The organism is Dactylosporangium darangshiense, assembly GCF_039537565.1.
In the GTDB taxonomy this organism is placed as follows: Bacteria; Actinomycetota; Actinomycetes; order Mycobacteriales; family Micromonosporaceae; genus Dactylosporangium; species Dactylosporangium darangshiense.
In genome coordinates this window covers 218,220-234,099 of record NZ_BAABAT010000015.1, presented here as the reverse complement: position 1 = coordinate 234,099, position 15,880 = coordinate 218,220, and the positions used below count along the sequence as shown (strand labels likewise).

The 15,880-nt window shown below is 72.9% G+C and carries 18 protein-coding genes; 13 read left to right on the top strand and 5 right to left on the bottom strand.

Translation table 11 applies throughout. The annotated features are described in order from the left end of the window. A partial coding sequence (locus ABD901_RS27175) for a hypothetical protein (protein WP_345130479.1) occupies nucleotides 1-1,001 on the top strand: 1,001 nt, incomplete at its 5' end. On the opposite strand, the gene gndA is transcribed toward ABD901_RS27175, so the two are convergent. From gndA to ABD901_RS27160, 3 genes are all read right to left on the bottom strand, one after another. Then, nucleotides 998-2,434 carry an NADP-dependent phosphogluconate dehydrogenase gene (gndA, locus tag ABD901_RS27170; RefSeq protein ID WP_345130477.1) on the bottom strand — a complete coding sequence of 479 codons (1,437 nt, stop codon included), beginning with the start codon at nucleotides 2,432-2,434 and terminating at the stop codon, nucleotides 998-1,000. The two genes, ABD901_RS27175 and gndA, sit on opposite strands and share 4 nt — an antisense overlap. A 203-nt stretch (nucleotides 2,435-2,637) precedes the next feature. After that, on the bottom strand, nucleotides 2,638-3,192 hold the full coding sequence (locus ABD901_RS27165) for a TetR/AcrR family transcriptional regulator (protein WP_345130476.1): 555 nt from the start codon (nucleotides 3,190-3,192) through the stop codon (nucleotides 2,638-2,640). Between the two features lie 4 nt (nucleotides 3,193-3,196). Then, entirely contained in the window at nucleotides 3,197-4,120 is a 924-nt protein-coding gene (locus tag ABD901_RS27160) for an LLM class flavin-dependent oxidoreductase (RefSeq protein WP_345130474.1), read from the bottom strand. An 84-nt stretch (nucleotides 4,121-4,204) separates the two neighbouring features. On the opposite strand from ABD901_RS27160, the gene ABD901_RS27155 reads away from it, so the two are divergent. Then, nucleotides 4,205-4,924 (top strand): GNAT family N-acetyltransferase, encoded by a 720-nt coding sequence (locus ABD901_RS27155; protein WP_345130472.1) that lies wholly within the window; start codon nucleotides 4,205-4,207, stop codon nucleotides 4,922-4,924. Here the strand turns inward: ABD901_RS27155 and ABD901_RS27150 are convergent. Then, a complete protein-coding gene (locus ABD901_RS27150) occupies nucleotides 4,915-5,949 on the bottom strand; it encodes a serine hydrolase domain-containing protein (protein WP_345130470.1) in 1,035 nt (344 codons plus the stop codon). The two genes, ABD901_RS27155 and ABD901_RS27150, sit on opposite strands and share 10 nt — an antisense overlap. Before the next feature lie 294 nt (nucleotides 5,950-6,243). Between ABD901_RS27150 and ABD901_RS27145 the strand changes: the two genes are divergently transcribed. The 11 genes from ABD901_RS27145 to ABD901_RS27095 all read left to right on the top strand — a co-directional run bounded on the left by ABD901_RS27145 (nucleotide 6,244) and on the right by ABD901_RS27095 (nucleotide 14,931). Then, nucleotides 6,244-6,684 (top strand): DUF3307 domain-containing protein, encoded by a 441-nt coding sequence (locus ABD901_RS27145; protein WP_345130468.1) that lies wholly within the window; start codon nucleotides 6,244-6,246, stop codon nucleotides 6,682-6,684. Nucleotides 6,685-6,856: 172 nt separating this feature from the next. After that, entirely contained in the window at nucleotides 6,857-7,363 is a 507-nt protein-coding gene (locus tag ABD901_RS27140; protein ID WP_345130466.1) for an RNA polymerase sigma factor, read from the top strand. 53 nt (nucleotides 7,364-7,416) lie between these two features. Beyond that, entirely contained in the window at nucleotides 7,417-8,496 is a 1,080-nt protein-coding gene (locus ABD901_RS27135; RefSeq protein WP_345130464.1) for a hypothetical protein, read from the top strand. A gap of 80 nt (nucleotides 8,497-8,576) precedes the next feature. Then, nucleotides 8,577-9,113 carry a hypothetical protein gene (locus tag ABD901_RS27130; RefSeq protein WP_345130462.1) on the top strand — a complete coding sequence of 179 codons (537 nt, stop codon included), beginning with the start codon at nucleotides 8,577-8,579 and terminating at the stop codon, nucleotides 9,111-9,113. After that, entirely contained in the window at nucleotides 9,110-9,529 is a 420-nt protein-coding gene (locus tag ABD901_RS27125; protein WP_345130460.1) for a thiol-disulfide oxidoreductase DCC family protein, read from the top strand. The genes ABD901_RS27130 and ABD901_RS27125 overlap by 4 nt, the downstream gene beginning before the upstream one ends. Beyond that, entirely contained in the window at nucleotides 9,507-10,205 is a 699-nt protein-coding gene (locus ABD901_RS27120) for a TetR/AcrR family transcriptional regulator (RefSeq protein ID WP_345130458.1), read from the top strand. The genes ABD901_RS27125 and ABD901_RS27120 overlap by 23 nt, the downstream gene beginning before the upstream one ends. A 107-nt stretch (nucleotides 10,206-10,312) precedes the next feature. Further along, entirely contained in the window at nucleotides 10,313-11,515 is a 1,203-nt protein-coding gene (gene egtA / locus ABD901_RS27115; protein ID WP_345130457.1) for an ergothioneine biosynthesis glutamate--cysteine ligase EgtA, read from the top strand. Beyond that, complete coding sequence (egtB, locus tag ABD901_RS27110; RefSeq protein WP_345130455.1) at nucleotides 11,508-12,752, top strand: ergothioneine biosynthesis protein EgtB; 1,245 nt, start codon at nucleotides 11,508-11,510, stop codon at nucleotides 12,750-12,752. The genes egtA and egtB overlap by 8 nt, the downstream gene beginning before the upstream one ends. Then, the gene (gene egtC / locus ABD901_RS27105; protein WP_345130453.1) at nucleotides 12,752-13,507 is read left to right on the top strand and encodes an ergothioneine biosynthesis protein EgtC; all 756 of its coding nucleotides are present in this window, start codon (nucleotides 12,752-12,754) and stop codon (nucleotides 13,505-13,507) included. Before egtB ends, egtC begins: the two co-directional genes overlap by 1 nt. A gap of 2 nt (nucleotides 13,508-13,509) precedes the next feature. Further along, on the top strand, nucleotides 13,510-14,481 hold the full coding sequence (gene egtD, locus ABD901_RS27100) for an L-histidine N(alpha)-methyltransferase (protein WP_345130493.1): 972 nt from the start codon (nucleotides 13,510-13,512) through the stop codon (nucleotides 14,479-14,481). Between the two features lie 273 nt (nucleotides 14,482-14,754). Beyond that, entirely contained in the window at nucleotides 14,755-14,931 is a 177-nt protein-coding gene (locus ABD901_RS27095) for a hypothetical protein (protein WP_345130451.1), read from the top strand. 336 nt (nucleotides 14,932-15,267) lie between these two features. Here ABD901_RS27095 and ABD901_RS27090 read toward each other — a convergent pair whose 3' ends face one another. Continuing rightward, nucleotides 15,268-15,597 (bottom strand): PadR family transcriptional regulator, encoded by a 330-nt coding sequence (locus tag ABD901_RS27090; protein ID WP_345130449.1) that lies wholly within the window; start codon nucleotides 15,595-15,597, stop codon nucleotides 15,268-15,270. Between the last annotated feature and the right edge of the window lie 283 nt (nucleotides 15,598-15,880).

The following is a 15,880-nucleotide window of genomic DNA, read 5'->3' as shown; positions in this document are numbered from 1 at the left end:
CGAGGTCCGGCCCGGACGCTGATCGGCTGGCCGCCGAGCGGTTGCGGCAGCGGCGGCGGAACCGGGCGTTGCAGCGTTCCCGGCGGGCCGCCAACCCACACCAGTACCAGCTCTCGGCCCGGCAACAACAAAGAGCCGACCGCCGCCGCGCAGCAGGCCTGCCCCCGGTCACCGTGACCACACCGACCGGCCCGCGCATCGCCACCGCGGCGGGTGTGCCGGTGCAGGCCTACCGCCGCGACCAGCTGTCCGCCGGCTACCGGCGGCTGCGAGCCCAGACCGCCGCCGACGGCGCGGCCCGGACCCGGGCCGGCCGGACCCGCGCCCAGACCGTCGCCGCTACCATCGTCGCCACCCACGGCGCGGACCTGGTCATCGAAGCCGCGGACCTGCGCGCATGGGCGGCGCGGTGGGGCCGCGGCCTGCACGCCTTCACCCCCGGCATGGTGGTGGCCGCGCTGCGCCACGAAACCAGCAAGATCGCCGCGCTCGGCGGCGGAGCCGGCCTGGTCCGGGCCGGGACCCGGCACACCGCCTGGACCCAGCACTGCCTCTGCGGCACCCGCACCCCCAAACAGCTGCACCACCGCCGGCACCACTGCACCACCTGCGGGCTGGCCGGGGGCCGCGACCTCATGGCCGCCCTCGTCGGCGCGCACACCGTCCTGACCGAACCCAGTGCGCCGGGCTCGGCCCGTATCGACTGGCCCGCCGCCCGAACCACCCTCGCCGTCTACGGCGTGGATGTCATCAATGAACGGCTGCAAGGAGCCGTGACCGAGTCAACCGGACACCACCGCCCCCACCAACGCACATGCGTAGGTGCGCGGCGGCCGCCGCGCAGCCCCGGCCATGACGGCCGGGGCCGGCGTGCTCGGCGAACTACCGGAACGGTGCCCCCGACAACCCCGGACGAGACCCACACAGGGACCGCGCCGGAGCGACGAGACGCACACCCGGACTGTTTCAACACCAACAACGGTCCACGAAACAGGCCTTAGGCCGTGTGTTCCTTCTTGTCGCCGGCCCACTCGACGTGGAAGGTGCCCTCGCGGTCGGTGCGCTTGTAGGTGTGCGCCCCGAAGTTGTCCCGCAGGCCCTGGATGAGCGACGCGGGCAGGCGGTTCGCGCGCAGGCCGTCGAAGTACGACAGCGACGACGAGAACGCCGGGGTCGGGATGCCGGCCGAGGCGGCCGCCGCGACGACCCGTCGCCAGCTGGGCACGCCGGCGTTGACGGCCTCGGCGAAGTACGGCGCGACCATGAGGCTCTTGAGGCCCGGGTTCTCGTCGTAGGCCTCGCGGATGCGGTTGAGGAACCGGGCCCGGATGATGCAGCCGCCGCGCCAGATCGTGGAGACCTTGCCGCGGTCGATGTCCCAGCCGAACTCCTCGCTGCCGGCCTGGATGTGGTCGAAGCCCTGCGCGTAGGCGACGATCTTCGACGCGTACAGCGCGGCGCGCACGTCCTCGATGAACTGGTCGCGGTCGGGCACGTCCAGGGCGGCGACCTCGGTGCCGAAGGCGTCGCGGGCGGCGGCGCGCTGGTCGGCGTGGCCGGACAGCGAGCGGGCGAAGGTGGCCTCGGCGATGCCGGTGATCGGCACGCCCAGGTCGAGGGCGCTCTGCACCGTCCAGCGGCCGGTGCCCTTCTGCTCGGCCTGGTCGAGCACGATGTCGACGAAGGCCTTGCCGGTCTCGTCGTCGATGTGCGCGAGCACGTCGGCGGTGATCTCGATGAGGAACGACTCGAGGTCGCCGGTGTTCCAGGTGCGGAAGATGGCGGCGATCTCGGCCGGCGTCGCGCCCAGGCCGGCCCGCAGCAGGTCGTACGCCTCGGCGATGAGCTGCATGTCGGCGTACTCGATGCCGTTGTGCACCATCTTGACGAAGTGCCCGGCGCCGTCGGGGCCGATGTGGGTGCAGCACGGGGTGCCGTCGACCTTCGCCGAGATCTTCTCGAACATGGGGCCGAGGGTGCGGTACGACTCCGGGGAGCCGCCCGGCATGATGCTCGGGCCGAGCAGCGCGCCCTCCTCGCCGCCCGACACGCCGGTGCCGCAGAAGTGCAGGCCGCGCTCGCGCAGCGCCTGCTCGCGGCGGCGCGTGTCGGCGAAGTGGGCGTTGCCGGCGTCGACGATCATGTCGCCCTCCTCCAGGAGGGGCACGAGCTCGTCGATGACGGCGTCGGTGGGACCGCCGGCCTTGACCATGATGATGACGGCCCGCGGGCGGGCCAGCGAGGCGACGAAGTCGGCCATGGACTCGCCCGGCACGAACGTGCCCTCGTGCCCGAACTCGTCCACGAGGCGGCGGGTGCGCTCGTACGAGCGGTTGTGCACGGCGACGGTGTAACCGTTGCGGGCCAGGTTGCGGGCCAGGTTACGACCCATCACGGCCAGGCCGGTCACGCCGATCTGCGCCAGGTCGGACATCAGCGATGCACCTCATCCATTCGAGCTGACCATTCCAGCTGCTTTCGCCCGGACCGACGACCACGACCTCGTGACCGCGGTGCGAAGCGCGCGTCGGACCAGGCTACCCGCCCACTGTCCCGCCTCCGCACGGCGCGTGCGGGCGGTTCCAGCCATCAGGACGGGCGCAGGCGGTGCTTTCCGCACCATGAGGGTGACTGGGATCAGCGGGCGCGCACGCCGTCCAGGGCGATGGCCAGGACGCGCTCGCGCTGCGCGTCGTCGACGTAGCCGCCGGCGGTGAGGCCGGAGATGAGGCGCAGCAGGTCGTCGGAGCTGAGGTCGGCGCGGGCCACGCCGGTTTGCTGCGCGCGGGTGAGCAGCGGGTCGGCGGCGGCGTAGATCGCATCGCGGGCGGCGCGGATCATCGGCGAGTCGCGGTTGATCTCCTCGTAGATGGCGCGCTTGGTGGCGACGTAGCCGACGAAGCGGCGCAGCCAGGTCGCCAGCGCGTCCCACGGGTCGAGCACGGCGACGTCCTCGGCGGCGCGGCACAGCCCCTCGATCTCCTCGAGGTACACCGCGTCGAAGAGGTCCTGGCGGGTGGGGAAGTTGCGGTACAGCGTGCCGATGCCGACGCCGGCCCGCCGGGCGATGTCCTCCAGCGACGCGCCCGAGCCGTGCTCGGCGAACGCGTCGCGCGCGGCGGCGATCAGCGCGTCGAAGTTGCGCCGCGCGTCGGCCCGCTGGGGCCGGCGCACGCCCGGCTGCGTCGGCATGGCCTCACCCTGGGTTAGAATCGGAGGTACTCCTCCAGTTTACCACCGCCTCGCGGACGGCCGGCGCCACCTCCCCCGCCCACCGCTCGATACTCGCGTCGTCACGAGAAACAGGATCGGCCGGGAACAGGATGAACCCGCCGGCCCCGTGCTCGAGCACCGCACCCGTGAGCTCCTCCGCCCACTGCTCGGCCGAGCCGCCGATCCAGCGCCCGGCGTCGTCGCGGGTGCGCCGCAGCGGCGCCGCGGTGATGCGCCCCGGGAAGTTGTAGATCGTGGCGATGTCGGCCGGTTCGCGGCCCGCGGCCGTCGCGGCGGCGTCGATGACCGGTCGCGACTCGCGGTACCGCCGGCTGAGCCAGTCCGCGGCGTGCCCCGGAATCCAGCCGTCGGCGCGCCGCCCGGTGACCGCCAGGGACTTCGGGCCGTTGGCGCCGGTCCAGATCGGCGGGGCCGGCAGGCCGACCGGCGCGATGCCGTCGACGCGGTGGAACTCCCCGGCGAACGTGACCGGCGCGCCGCCGCCGAACAGCGCGCGGATCACCACGATCCCCTCCTCCATCGCGCGGACCGCCTCGGCCGGCGTGCGCGGCTCGGCGCCGAGCCGCACGATGTCGGCCCACCGCCCGCCGGCGCCGACGCCGAGCACGACCCGGCCGCCGGACAGCGCCGACAGCGCCGCGACCGTGCGGGCCAGCATCGGCGCGGGCCGCAGCGGCAGGTTGGTGACGTTGGCCGCGACGGCGACCCGGCGGGTGCGGCCGAGGACGACGCCGAGCGCGGCGTAGGCGTCGAGGTGGTCGGCGAGGTAGGGGTGGTCGGAGACGGTCACCAGGTCGAGCCCGTCACGGTCGGCCCGCTCGGCGAGCGGGAGCAGGCCGGTCGTCTCGGGCAGGCCCAGCCCGAAGAGCACCTTGCGGTCGGTCATGCACCAACGTTGCCGCGCTCGGGCGCGATCCGGGAGGCCGGGCCCAGGGTGGTACCACCGCGGCCTTGTTCTTAGGCTCGGGCCATGGACGCTCTCGCGCTCGCGGCCGCCAACGCCGCCACCTTCTGGGTCCGGGTCGCCGCCGCGCGCGGGTACTCGGTGCATCGCGGCGAGGCCTTCGTCGCCGTCGAGGGCGACGAGCGCTACGGCCTGCGCGTGCTCACCCTGGGCCCCACCCTGCCGCCGGGCGACGTCGAGGTGATCGAGGCGCTCGCCGCGCGGCCCGGCCGGGTCGCCGTCGAGGACGCGTTCGGGTCCGTGACGTTCCCCGCCGCCGCAATGTCCGTGCGCCACTTACCCGTGATGATTCGGTACCCCCACGAGCCCGTCGATGCCCCGTCGATCCCGGTGCGCAGGGTGGAGACCCCGGCGCAGCTGCGCATCGCCGAGCGGCTCGTCGTCGACGGGTTTGCGCTGGAGCACTTCCGGCCGTGGGAGCCCGGCGTCGTCTTCCCCGACGCGCTGCTCGGCCCGGTCGAGCTGTTCGTCGCCGACCTCGACGGCGAGCCCGCCGGCGCCTGCGTGGCGGTGCCCGAGGACGACGCCGTCGGCGTGTACTGGGTGACGACCATGCCCGCGTTCCGCTCCCGCGGCATGGGCCGGGCGCTCATGCACGAGCTGCTGCGCCGCTACGACGACCGGCCGGTGACGCTCACCGCGTCGCGGCTGGGCCGCCCGTTGTACGAGTCGCTGGGCTTCGAGCGGCTCGCCGACGCGAGCTGGTGGACGCCCTCTCAGGCGTAGACCAGGTCGCAGACCCGCTGTGCGGTGTCGAAGCCCGGGGTGAGAAGGTTCTTCGCCACGGCGACGGTCGTGCCCGTCGCCCGGTCGGCCCAGGCGAACGTGCCGCCGGCGCCGGCCAGGCAGAACGCGTCGGCGGAGTCGGAGCCGGGGCGGCCGACGGCGAAGCCCAGGCACCAGCGGGCGTCGTTGCCCATCACCTCGTCCTTGGCCGACAGCGCGACGGCGGTCACTTCCGCCAGCTGCGCGGGCGGCAGCAGGGTGCCGTCGATGAGCGCCGAGTACAGCGCGGCGAGCGCCCGGGCCGTGTTCTTGCCGCCGGCGGGGATGTCGGCGGCGAGGATGTCGGGCCGGTTGCCGTACTCGGCGGTGGGCAGCAGCGCCCGCGGCACCGTGCGCAGCATCGGCGAGTCGTCGGGCATGCCGGTGATGTCGGCGGCGTCGACGAGCGGCGCCAGGCGCGGCTGCTCGACCGGCGGCATCCCGAAGTAGAGCTCGTCGGGGAAGCCGATCGGCGCCGCGACCAGCTCGCGCAGGGCGGCGCCGGGCGCGAGGCCGGTGGCGCGGCGCACGACCTCGCCGGCGAGGTAGCCGTAGGTGATCGCGTGGTACGCCATCTTCGCCCCCGCCGGCCACCAGGGCTCGGCCGCGGCCAGCCGCGCGCACATGCCGTCCCAGTCGCAGAGGTCCTCGGGCGTCGTGTCCGGCGGCACGGCGGGCAGGCCGGCGCTGTGCGTGAGCACGTGGCGGACCGTGACGTCGCCCTTGCCGTGCTCGGCGAACTCGGGCCACAGCTTCGCCAACGCCGTGTCGTAGCCGAACATCCCCTCGCGCACGCATACGTGGACGAGGGCGGACATGCCGGCCTTCATCGAGGAGTACGTGTAGAAGACCGTCTCAGGGGTCGCTCCCCCGGCGGCCGCGGACAGCACCTCCTCGCCGTCGCGGTAGACGGCGACCTGCACCGCCCGCTCTGCGCCCGACGCCGACAGCTCCTCCAGCAGGCCCTGAATGTCGTCAATGCCCATGGATGTCAGGGTAGTTCAGCGGCGGCCGGACCGCTGGCGCAGCGCGGCGCTGACCGCACCGCCGAGCAGGCTCCCCTAATATACGATATGTCCGGTTAGTTCCTGATTTATCCGGCCCGCCGCGACCCAGGACACATGTGTTCTGCAAGGTTCGACATAGAAGTGGGACACACGGCGGGCGGATGATCGAGGCTCGCAATGCAGTCCCGGGCCGGCGGGACGGCCCCATCCGCCAAGACCGAGCCGCCCCGCTGCTCCCTACCGCGCCAGCGCTCAGTGAGGAGCCCGTCCATCATGTCGCATGAAACACTCGTCAGGTCCGTCGTTTTCGCCGTGACGCTCGGTGCCCTGTTCGTGGGGCACTCGCTCGGCGACCACATCGCCCAGACCGACCACCAGGCCGCGGGCAAGTCCGGCTCGGGCGCCGCCGCCTGGCGTGCCCTGGGCGGGCACCTGCTCACGTACCACCTCACCCTGGCCGCCGTGCTGCTGCTCACGGCGGCGGCGCTGCGCCTGCCGCTCTCCCCGCTGGGCGTGTGCGCCGGCTTCGCCTTCTCCGTCGTGACGCACGGCCTGCTCGACCGCCGCTGGCCCGTGCGGGCGATCCTGCGCGCCACCCGCTCCCCCGAGTTCGCCGAGACCACCACCCCGGTCAACGGCATGTACGTGGCCGACCAGGCCCTGCACCACCTGGCCCTGCTCGGCACCGCCCTGATGATCGCCGCCGTGTCATAGCTCCTTCTTCCTGCTCTTCCTTTGTTGTGTCCTGCCCTTGTCTTTGTTGTGGCGCTCGACCCATCGGGGCATTTAGGGGATTTGCCGGATCTGTCGACCGCGATAAATCCGGCAAATCCCCTGCGGGGCGCCTGCGGGCGGAGAAAGACCGCGGCCGATGCAGCGGTGGGGCATGCTCGCGCGTGACATGTACATGCCCGAGCCGCCACCCTTCGCCGAGTTCTACGGCGCGCAGTTCCAGCGCATCGCCGTGCAGCTCTACGCCTACCTCGGCGACCACGCCGAGGCGCAGGACCTCGCGCAGGAGGCCTTCTGCCGCGCCCTGCAGCAGTGGCCGAAGATCGCCCGCTACGACGACCCGGCCGGCTGGGTGCGCCGCGTCGCCTGGAACCTCGCCACCAGCCGCTTGAGGCGGCTGCAGACGGCGATCGGGTTCCTCGCCCGGCAGCGCGAGCAGCACGTCGAGGGGCCGAGCCCGGACCGCGTCGCGCTGGTGGCCGCGCTCGCCACGCTGCCGCCCGCCCAGCGCCGCGCGCTCGTGCTGCACCACCTGGCGCAGCTCGGCGTCGCCGAGATCGCCGAGCAGGAGGGCGTCGCCGAGGGCACCGTGCGCTCCTGGCTCACCCGCGGCCGCGCCAGGCTCGCCGCCCAGCTGACCCCGGAGGTGTGGCATGCCTGACACGGCGCTGCGCTCCCCGCTCCCCGCGTCCCGGCCGACCCCGGAGGTGTGGCATGCCTGACACGATCGTCGAGGACGAGTTCGCGCGCTTCGCCGAGGAGTTCACCGGCACGTTCCGGCCGGTGCCGGTCGAGGCCATGCCGCGGTGGCGGCGCGCACGGCGGCGGGGCGCGGTCTGGCTCGGCGGCCTCGCCACCGCGCTGGTCGCGGCGCTGACGGTCAACGCGGTGCAGCCGGCGGCGCCCGCCCCGGCGAACCAGGTCACCGAGCGCACGGTCCGCCTCGAGGGCGCCCGCGGCACGATGGGCGTGCAGTTCGTCGACGCCCGGCACGGCTGGGTGGTCTTCAGCGACTGCCGGGCGGACAACCGCTGCGACGTCACGCTCGGCCGGTCCACGGACGGCGGGCGGCACTGGACCCGGATCGAGCCGCCGGAACTGCCCGAGGTGGGGCGGCTGCTGCTCGTCCCGACGGGCAAGGACTCGGCGTTCGTCGGGATCGTGTCCAACCGCTACCCCGACGATCCCCTGCCACGGTGGTGGGAGACGACCGACGGCGGCCGCTCGTTCCAGGCCAGCACGGCCTCCGCCGCCGACGCCGCCAACGACGCCTACGTGCGCAAGCTGTTCCTGCCGGGTCCGCTCCCGAGCGGCGAGGCGGTCACGCCCGGCAACGACCAGGAGCGGTGGAAGACCAGGTACGACGGCCTGGTCACCCGGGTGTACTACGCCCGAGGCGGGCAGGACTGGCGGGAGCTGCCGACCGAGCTGCCGGTCGGCGGCATGCCGAAGGTCTCGGCGGACGGGCGCGACGTCTGGGTGCTCACCCATATGCCGAACCGGGCCTGGCGGCTCACCCCGGACGACGCCGTCGAGATGCCCGGCTTCCCGGCCTCGGCGGCGATCGGGCCCGCACAGCCGGTCGGCAGCGGCGGGCTGGTCGTCACGGTTCCCGGCGAGGGCACGGGAGTGTGGCGGGACGGGCGGTTCACCCCGTTCGCGGCCCCGATGGTGCGGGCCCAGATGTCCATCCTGCTCGACGACGGGACGCTCGCGCTGTCGATGCAGGACGAGGGGCTCATCCTCGGCACCGAGGGCGGGCCGTGGGTCTGGTACCGGCCGCCCGCCACGTGACCACGGGCACAGTTGAACGTGTTCATATTCAGGGTTACCTTGTTGTTGAACACGTTCAACTGAGTCTCCCGGAGGCGGAGATGGATCTCAAGCTCGGCACCTACCTGGTGTACCTGGCGGTCAGCATCGTGCTCACCGTCTGGGTCGCCCGGACCCTCAAGCGCAACGGCCAGGTGTTCCTCGACGACGCGTTCGAGGACGAGCGACTGGCCGAGTCGGTCAACCACCTGCTGGTCGTCGGGTTCTACCTGCTCAACCTCGGCTACGTCGCGGTCGCCCTGAAGATCAGCAAGGCGACCCTCGACGACGGCAGCGAGGCGATGGAGGCCCTGGCGATGAAGCTGGGGTTCGTGCTGCTGGTGCTCGGCGCGGTGCACTTCTTCAACCTGTACGTGCTCAGCCGGTTCCGCCGGCGGCGGATGCTCGAGAAGGCCGCGCCGCCCGTGCTGCCGGGGCGGATGATGGCGCCCGTCGGAGCACCCCTGGCCGCGCCGGTGCCGGTGCCGCCCTTCCCCTACGCGCCGCCGCGCAACCCGGCGCCGCCGGCCAATCGCCCGACCTCGCCCTACAGCGGCCCCACCCACCCGGCTCCCGGGGACCCGGCACCGCCGCGATGATCACCCGACTGACCGTGCTGTACGACGCGAGCTGTGGACTGTGCCGCACGGCACGGTCCTGGCTCGCGGGCCGGTCCCAGCTCGTCCCGCTGGAGTTCGTCGCGGCGGGCAGCGACGAGGCGCGCCGCCGGTATCCGGCGCTCGAGGTGGAGCAGACCCTGGCCGACATCACGGTGGTCGCCGACGACGGCGGCGTGTACACCAGCGACGCGGCCTGGCTCATGTGCCTCTGGGCGCTGGATGGTTATCGGGGGCTGGCGGCGCGCCTCGCCCAGCCGCACCTGCGCCCGCTCGCGCGGCAGGTCGCCGCCTCGGCCGGCTCGCTGCGCACGGCCCTGCGCCGCCGGGAGGCAGCCGCCGAGGAAGCGGGCACGGACGGATATGGTCGGGACTGTGGCGGAACCTGCGACATCTGAGAAGAACCCGCCGGCCGAGAAGGGCTCGGAGCGCGGCGAGCAGACCAAGCGGCTGATCGTGCAGACGGCGGTGCGGCTGTTTCGCGACCAGGGCTACGACAAGACCACCATGCGCGGCATCGCGCAGGCGGCCGGGTTGTCGGTCGGCAACGCCTACTACTACTTCCCCTCCAAGGATCACCTGGTGCAGGAGTTCTACGCCACGATCCAGGAGGACGCGGCGCGGGCCTGCGCCGAGCCCCTCGCCAACCCGGGGCCGTTCGACGAGCGGCTCCGGGTCGCGTTCGCCACGATGGTGCGCACGATGTCGCCGTACCACGCCTTCGCCGGCAAGTTCATCAAGTCGGCGGTGGAGCCCGGCTCGCCGCTCAGCCCGTTCAGCCCCGAGTCGGCACCGGCCCGCGAGCGTGCCATGAGCATCCTGCGCGACGTGGTCGAGGGCTCCACCACGAAGATCGACCCCGAGCTGCGGGCCGACCTGCCCGAGCTGCTGTGGCTGTGCCAGATGGGGATCACGCTGTACTGGGTGCACGACTCCTCCCCCGAACAGCAGAAGACCGACCTGCTCGTGGACCGGGCCGTGCCGCTCATCGACCGGCTGGTCGCACTGGCCAGAGTGCCCGGTCTGCGCTCGGTCAACCGCGAGGCGCTGAAGCTGTACCGCATGCTGCGCTGACGCGTTTCCGAGGACCACTTCCTGTAGTCGTGCGGTAGTTATTCGGTAATGATTTGTTCAACGTCAGCGTTAGCCGATCGACGATTCCTGGGGTAGCGTCGGCTTGCATGGCGACCTTGCAGGGTGTTCGCACGGCCGCCGACCACGACGAGGTCATCACCGAGATCGAGCAGGCCGAGGGCTATATTGCATCGATCTGCTTCAAAACAGGACCTCCCGCGGCGGTCGGTGTCGAACTCGAGTTCACGGTTCACCAACGCGACGATCCCTCGGCTTTTCTGGATCGTGACCGGCTCTGTCAGGCACTCGGTGACCACGCACCGGTGACCCTGCGGGCCGATAGCCCCGCGCTCCCGCTGCGCCACGGCGGCAGCGTCACCCTTGAACCCGGCGGCCAGGTGGAGATCTCCAGCCGGCCGCACGCCTCACTGGCCGAGCTCCACACGGCCGTCAGCGATGAAATCGAGCAGCTCACCGCCCTGCTGGCGGGAGCCGGGCTCGAGCTCGGCGAGACCGGCGTCGATCCGCACCGGTCACCCCGGCGGCTGCTCTCCACCCCCCGGTACGACGCCATGGAAGCGGCCTTCGACCGCCGGGGCGTGTCCGGAAAAATCATGATGTGCTCGACGGCGGGCCTGCAGGTCTGCCTCGACCCCGGCCCCGCGCCCGAGCTCGCCGAGCGCTGGGCGGCCGTGCACGCCCTCGGACCCCCGCTGCTGGCGCTGTTCGCCAACTCGGGGCGGTTCGCCGGGCGCGACACCGGCTGGGCATCGGCCCGCCAGCAGGCCTGGCGCGGCATCGACCCGTCCCGCACCCGCCAGGTCGGCACGGGCTCCGACCCGGCCGCCGCCTGGGCGGCCTACGCGCTCGACGCGGCCCTGCTGTGCGTACGCCGGCCCGACGGCGCCTGGCACGTCCCCGCGGGGGTGACGTTCGCGGACTGGATCCGCGGCGCGCTGGGTCCGCGGCCGACGTACGCGGACCTCGACTATCACCTGAGCACCCTGTTCCCGCCGGTGCGCCCGCGCGGGTACCTCGAGATCCGCTACCTCGACACCCAGCCCGGGCGCGGCTGGTTCGCGCCCGCCGCGCTGCTGACCGTCCTGCTCGCCGACCAGCGCACCGTGTCGATGGTCCTCGAGCTGTGCGCGCCGGCGGCCGGGCGCTGGGTGGAGGCGGCCCGCGACGGCATGAGCGACCCGGTCCTGGCCGGCGCCGCCCGGGCCGTGCGCGAGCTCGCCCTGCAGCGGCTGGAACTGCCGCCGCCCCTGCTGGACGACGTCATCGAAGGGAGTACACGTAATGACTGACCTGAGGGAGCGCGTCGCGCGGGAGCTCGAGCGCACGCGCCGGCGCTCCGCGGTGCTGACCGAGGCGGTCGACGATGACGACCTCATCCGCCAGCACTCGCCGCTGATGTCGCCGCTGGTGTGGGACCTGGCGCACATCGGCAACCAGGAGGAGCTGTGGCTGGTGCGCGACGTCGGCGGCCGGGACCCGGTCCGCGCCGACATCGACCACCTCTACGACGCCTTCAGGCACGCGCGCAAGGACCGGCCGGCGCTGCCGCTGCTCGGGCCGAAGGAGGCGCGCGCCTACGTCGCGACCGTGCGCGACAAGGCGCTCGACGTGCTGGATCGGGTACACCTGGAGGGAAGAAGGCTCACCGAGGACGGCTTCGCCTTCGGCATGATCCTCCAGCACGAGCAGCAGCACGACGAGACCATGCTGGCCACGCACCAGTTGCGGGCCGGCGAGGCGGTGCTCTCCGCGCCGCCGCCGCCACCGTCCACCGTGGACGTCCGCGGCGAGGTGCTGGTGCCGGCCGGCCCGTTCACGATGGGCACCTCGACCGAGGCCTGGGCGCTGGACAACGAGCGGCCGGCGCACGTGGTCGACGTGCCGGCGTTCTTCATCGACGCGGCGCCGGTGACCAACGCGCAGTACGCCGAGTTCGTCGCGGCCGGCGGCAGCCCGCCGCTGCACTGGACTCGCGACCCCGGCGGGTGGCTCGCGACCGGGTTCGGCCGCACCGCGCCGATCGTGCCCGATGCGCCGGTCGTGCACGTGTCGTTCCACGAGGCGAGCGCCTACGCGGCGTGGGCGGGCCGGCGGTTGCCGACCGAGGCCGAGTGGGAGAAGGCGGCGCGGTGGGACCCGGCGACCGGCCGCTCGCGCCGGTTCCCGTGGGGCGACGAGGACCCGGGCCCGCAGCACGCGAACCTCGGCCAGCGTCACCTGGGCCCCGCGCCCGTCGGCGCCTACCCGGCCGGCGCGTCCCCGCTGGGCGTGCACCAGCTCATCGGCGACGTGTGGGAGTGGGTCGGCAGCGACTTCACCGGCTACCCGGGGTTCACGGCGTTTCCCTACCGGGAGTACTCGGAGGTGTTCTTCGGCCCGGAGTACAAGGTGCTGCGCGGCGGGTCGTTCGGCACCGACGCGGTCGCCTGCCGTGGCACGTTCCGCAACTGGGACTACCCGATCCGCCGGCAGATCTTCAGCGGCTTCAGGACAGCGCGCGACGCGCGCCCCGCGGAGCTCGCGTAGTGTGCCGGCACGTTGCGTACCTGGGTCCGCCGATCCCGCTGGCGGACCTGCTCTTCACGCCGCCGCATTCGCTGAACCGGCAGTCCTGGGCACCCCGGGACATGCGTGGCGGCGGCACCATCAACGCCGACGGCTTCGGCGTCGGGTGGTTCGAAGAGCTTCCGGAGCCCATCCGGTACCGCCGGAGCTTTCCACTGTGGAGCGACGCCGGACTGCCGGCGTTGGCCGCGGCGGCCCGCTCCGGCGCGATCCTGGCCGCGGTCCGCTCGGCGACGGAGGGCATGCCGGTCACCGAGACGGCCGCCGCGCCCTTCGCCGACGCCCGCTGGCTGTTCAGCCACAACGGCCGGGTGGCCGGCTGGCCCGACAGCGTGACCGGACCCGCCGCCACCCTGCCGACGCGCGACCTGCTCACGCTGGACGCGCCGACGGACAGCGCCCTGCTGTGGGCCCTGACCCGTGCCGGCCTGCGCACGGGCGCGCCGCTCGGCAAGGCGCTGGCCGCCGTCGTGGCGCAGGTCGCCGCGGCCGCGCCCGGCTCGCGCCTCAACCTGCTGCTCACCGACGGCGAGACCATCGCCGCGACGGCGTACGGCCACTCCCTGTCCTACCGCGCGACCCCGGGCGAGAGCGTGCTCGTCGCCTCGGAGCCGCTCGACGACGCCCCCGGCTGGATCCCCGTCCCCGACCGCTCCCTGCTCGTCGCCACCCCGCAGGCGGCGACGATCACCGCGCTGGAAGGTGCTGCATCGTGACTGTGCCGGATCTCGACCTCGACGTATACCTGACCGACGCAGACCTCGCCGCGGCGTTGCGCGCCGACGCCCGGGCCGGCCTGACCGCGGCGCCCAAGTGGCTGCCGCCGAAGTACTTCTACGACGCCCGCGGCAGCGCCCTGTTCGAGGAGATCACCAGGCTGCCCGAGTACTATCCGACGCGCGCCGAACGGGAGATCCTGGCCGACCGCGCTCCCCTCATCGCCCGCCTCACCGGCGCGAAGGTCCTGGTGGAGCTCGGCTCGGGCTCGTCGGAGAAGACCCGCCTGCTGCTGGACGCGCTACGCGACCACGGCACCCTGGGTTCGTTCGTCCCGCTGGACGTCTCCGGCGCGGCTCTGCGCGACGCCCTGGGCTCGCTGCGCCGGGACTACCCGGACCTGCACCTGCACGGCATCGTCGCCGACTTCGTCAACCACCTGGAGGTCCTGCCGGAGTCCGGCACCCGCCTGGTCGCCTTCCTCGGCGGCACGATCGGCAACTTCACCCCGTCGGAGCGGGCCCCGTTCCTGTCCGCGCTGCGCGACCGCCTCGCACCCGGCGAGTGGCTCCTGCTCGGCGCCGACCTGGTGAAGGACCCGGCGGTCCTGGTGCCGGCATACGACGACGCCGCGGGCGTGACGGCCGAGTTCAACCGCAACGTGCTCCACGTCCTGAACCGCGAGCTCAACGCCGACTTCGACCCGTCGGCCTTCGCCCACGTCGCGCTGTGGGACCCGGCGAACGAGTGGATCGAGATGCGCCTGCGCGCGCAGCGCCGGATGACGGTGCGCGTCCAGGACCTGGCCTTGGACGTGTCGTTCGCCGAGGGCGAGGAGCTGCGCACCGAGGTCTCGGCGAAGTTCCGCCCGGAGCGCCTGGACGAGGAACTGTCGGCGGCGGGCTTTGCGGTGCGTTCCCGCTGGACGGACCGAGCGTCCCGCTTCTCTCTCACTTTGGCGTCTGCGTCCTGACCGTGTTGCTCGTTGGGGGCGGCGGCATCGTTGCTTCTATGCCGCCGCCCTCGCCGTTTCCCGGCCGGGGTGGCCTCGGTCAGGGAACGTCTCGTCGGACTGGCGCTTCGTCGGGACGGCGTTTTCATCAGATAAATCCAGACGCTGGCGCGTCCGGATTTATCCGAAATTTCGTATTATTCGGTGGCTTTGTATTATTCGGTGGACCTGACCGATCTCCTTGATCATGCGCGCGTCAGTGGCGCGTCAGGATGCCGGCCCAGACTGCCGTGTATGAAGCAGATACTCACGCCCCGGGCTCGCCTGTCCGGGCTGCTCATGGCGGCCGCCGTGGTGGTCAGCGCGGCCACGCGGCACGGGTACCGCCGCCGCCCGCCGGCCTGGCCACCGCGCCCGCCGATGATCTGGACGCGCGACATGCTGCCGGAGCGCCGCCCGCCCGAGCCGTAAGCCCGTTTCAGCGCCGCGTCAGTGGCGTCGGCGATCGTATGGACCAGCCGATGTTCCACCCCCACCCTCGGCCGCCCGGAACAGTTGTTTCCGGGCGGCCAGGACCGCGGTCCGAGCGAACGAATTCCGCAGCACGGCATGAAGACGACGGAGCTGAGGACGACGGAGAGGACGACGACCATGCGCAACCCATGGGCCGGCCCTACCTGCGGCTGATGCTGGCACCGGCGCGGCCCCTGGTCCGGCAAGCAACGGCGCTTGCCGCTTTCGGGGGCGACCGGCCATACGTACCGTTCGTTGGCCGGGGCGAACGTGGCTACGGAACTGATCGGCCGATCAGCGGGGGATCGTCGAGCGCTGGCGCAGGCGGTCGGCGGCGGTGTCGGCGTTGCGGCGCTGGCGGTCCGCGTCGTCGGCGAGCGCGCGGGCGCCGTCGTCGGTGAGCCGGTAGTACCGCCGGTTCCGGCCGTCGACCACCTCGTCGCCCTCGGGCGCGACGAGGCCTTCGGCGGTCATCCGCTCCAGCGCCGCGTACAGGGTGCCCGCCGGCAGCACGACCCGTCCGCCGGAGAGCGCGGCGACTTCCTGGATCACGGCGTACCCGTGCAGCGCCCGCACCGCGAGCGCGGTCAGGATCAGGAAGGTCGGCTCCCGCATCGGGGTCATGCCGCTCAACCTAGAAATGATCTCTGTACCAGTCAAGAAACCCGAGGTCAGGCAACGACACACGGGTGACCCGCCGAGGCGTGCTCGAAGCCGGCCCCGCGATCAGGCGAGCAGCCCCACGACGTGGCGGCGAACCGAGCCGGCATCACGATCACGCGGGCAGCTCCTCGACGCGGCGGCGAGCCGAGCCGGTCACGCGATCACGCAGGCAGCTCCTCGACGCGGCGGCGAGCCGAGCCGTCACGCGATCACGCGGGCAGCTCCTCGACGGGGCGGCGAGCCG

Bases quoted from the DNA above. Each gene is read 5' to 3' on its own strand.
- egtB (WP_345130455.1), top strand. From the start codon at position 11,508: ATGACTGACCTGAGGGAGCGCGTCGCGCGGGAGCTCGAGCGCACGCGC.
- ABD901_RS27145 (WP_345130468.1), top strand. From the start codon at position 6,244: ATGTCGCATGAAACACTCGTCAGGTCCGTCGTTTTCGCCGTGACGCTC.
- ABD901_RS27150 (WP_345130470.1), bottom strand. From the start codon at position 5,949: ATGGGCATTGACGACATTCAGGGCCTGCTGGAGGAGCTGTCGGCGTCG.
- ABD901_RS27135 (WP_345130464.1), top strand. From the start codon at position 7,417: ATGCCTGACACGATCGTCGAGGACGAGTTCGCGCGCTTCGCCGAGGAG.
- ABD901_RS27125 (WP_345130460.1), top strand. From the start codon at position 9,110: ATGATCACCCGACTGACCGTGCTGTACGACGCGAGCTGTGGACTGTGC.
- ABD901_RS27160 (WP_345130474.1), bottom strand. From the start codon at position 4,120: ATGACCGACCGCAAGGTGCTCTTCGGGCTGGGCCTGCCCGAGACGACC.
- ABD901_RS27090 (WP_345130449.1), bottom strand. From the start codon at position 15,597: ATGACCCCGATGCGGGAGCCGACCTTCCTGATCCTGACCGCGCTCGCG.
- gndA (WP_345130477.1), bottom strand. From the start codon at position 2,434: ATGTCCGACCTGGCGCAGATCGGCGTGACCGGCCTGGCCGTGATGGGT.
- ABD901_RS27165 (WP_345130476.1), bottom strand. From the start codon at position 3,192: ATGCCGACGCAGCCGGGCGTGCGCCGGCCCCAGCGGGCCGACGCGCGG.
- ABD901_RS27095 (WP_345130451.1), top strand. From the start codon at position 14,755: ATGAAGCAGATACTCACGCCCCGGGCTCGCCTGTCCGGGCTGCTCATG.
- ABD901_RS27140 (WP_345130466.1), top strand. From the start codon at position 6,857: ATGCTCGCGCGTGACATGTACATGCCCGAGCCGCCACCCTTCGCCGAG.
- egtA (WP_345130457.1), top strand. From the start codon at position 10,313: ATGGCGACCTTGCAGGGTGTTCGCACGGCCGCCGACCACGACGAGGTC.
- ABD901_RS27130 (WP_345130462.1), top strand. From the start codon at position 8,577: ATGGATCTCAAGCTCGGCACCTACCTGGTGTACCTGGCGGTCAGCATC.
- ABD901_RS27155 (WP_345130472.1), top strand. From the start codon at position 4,205: ATGGACGCTCTCGCGCTCGCGGCCGCCAACGCCGCCACCTTCTGGGTC.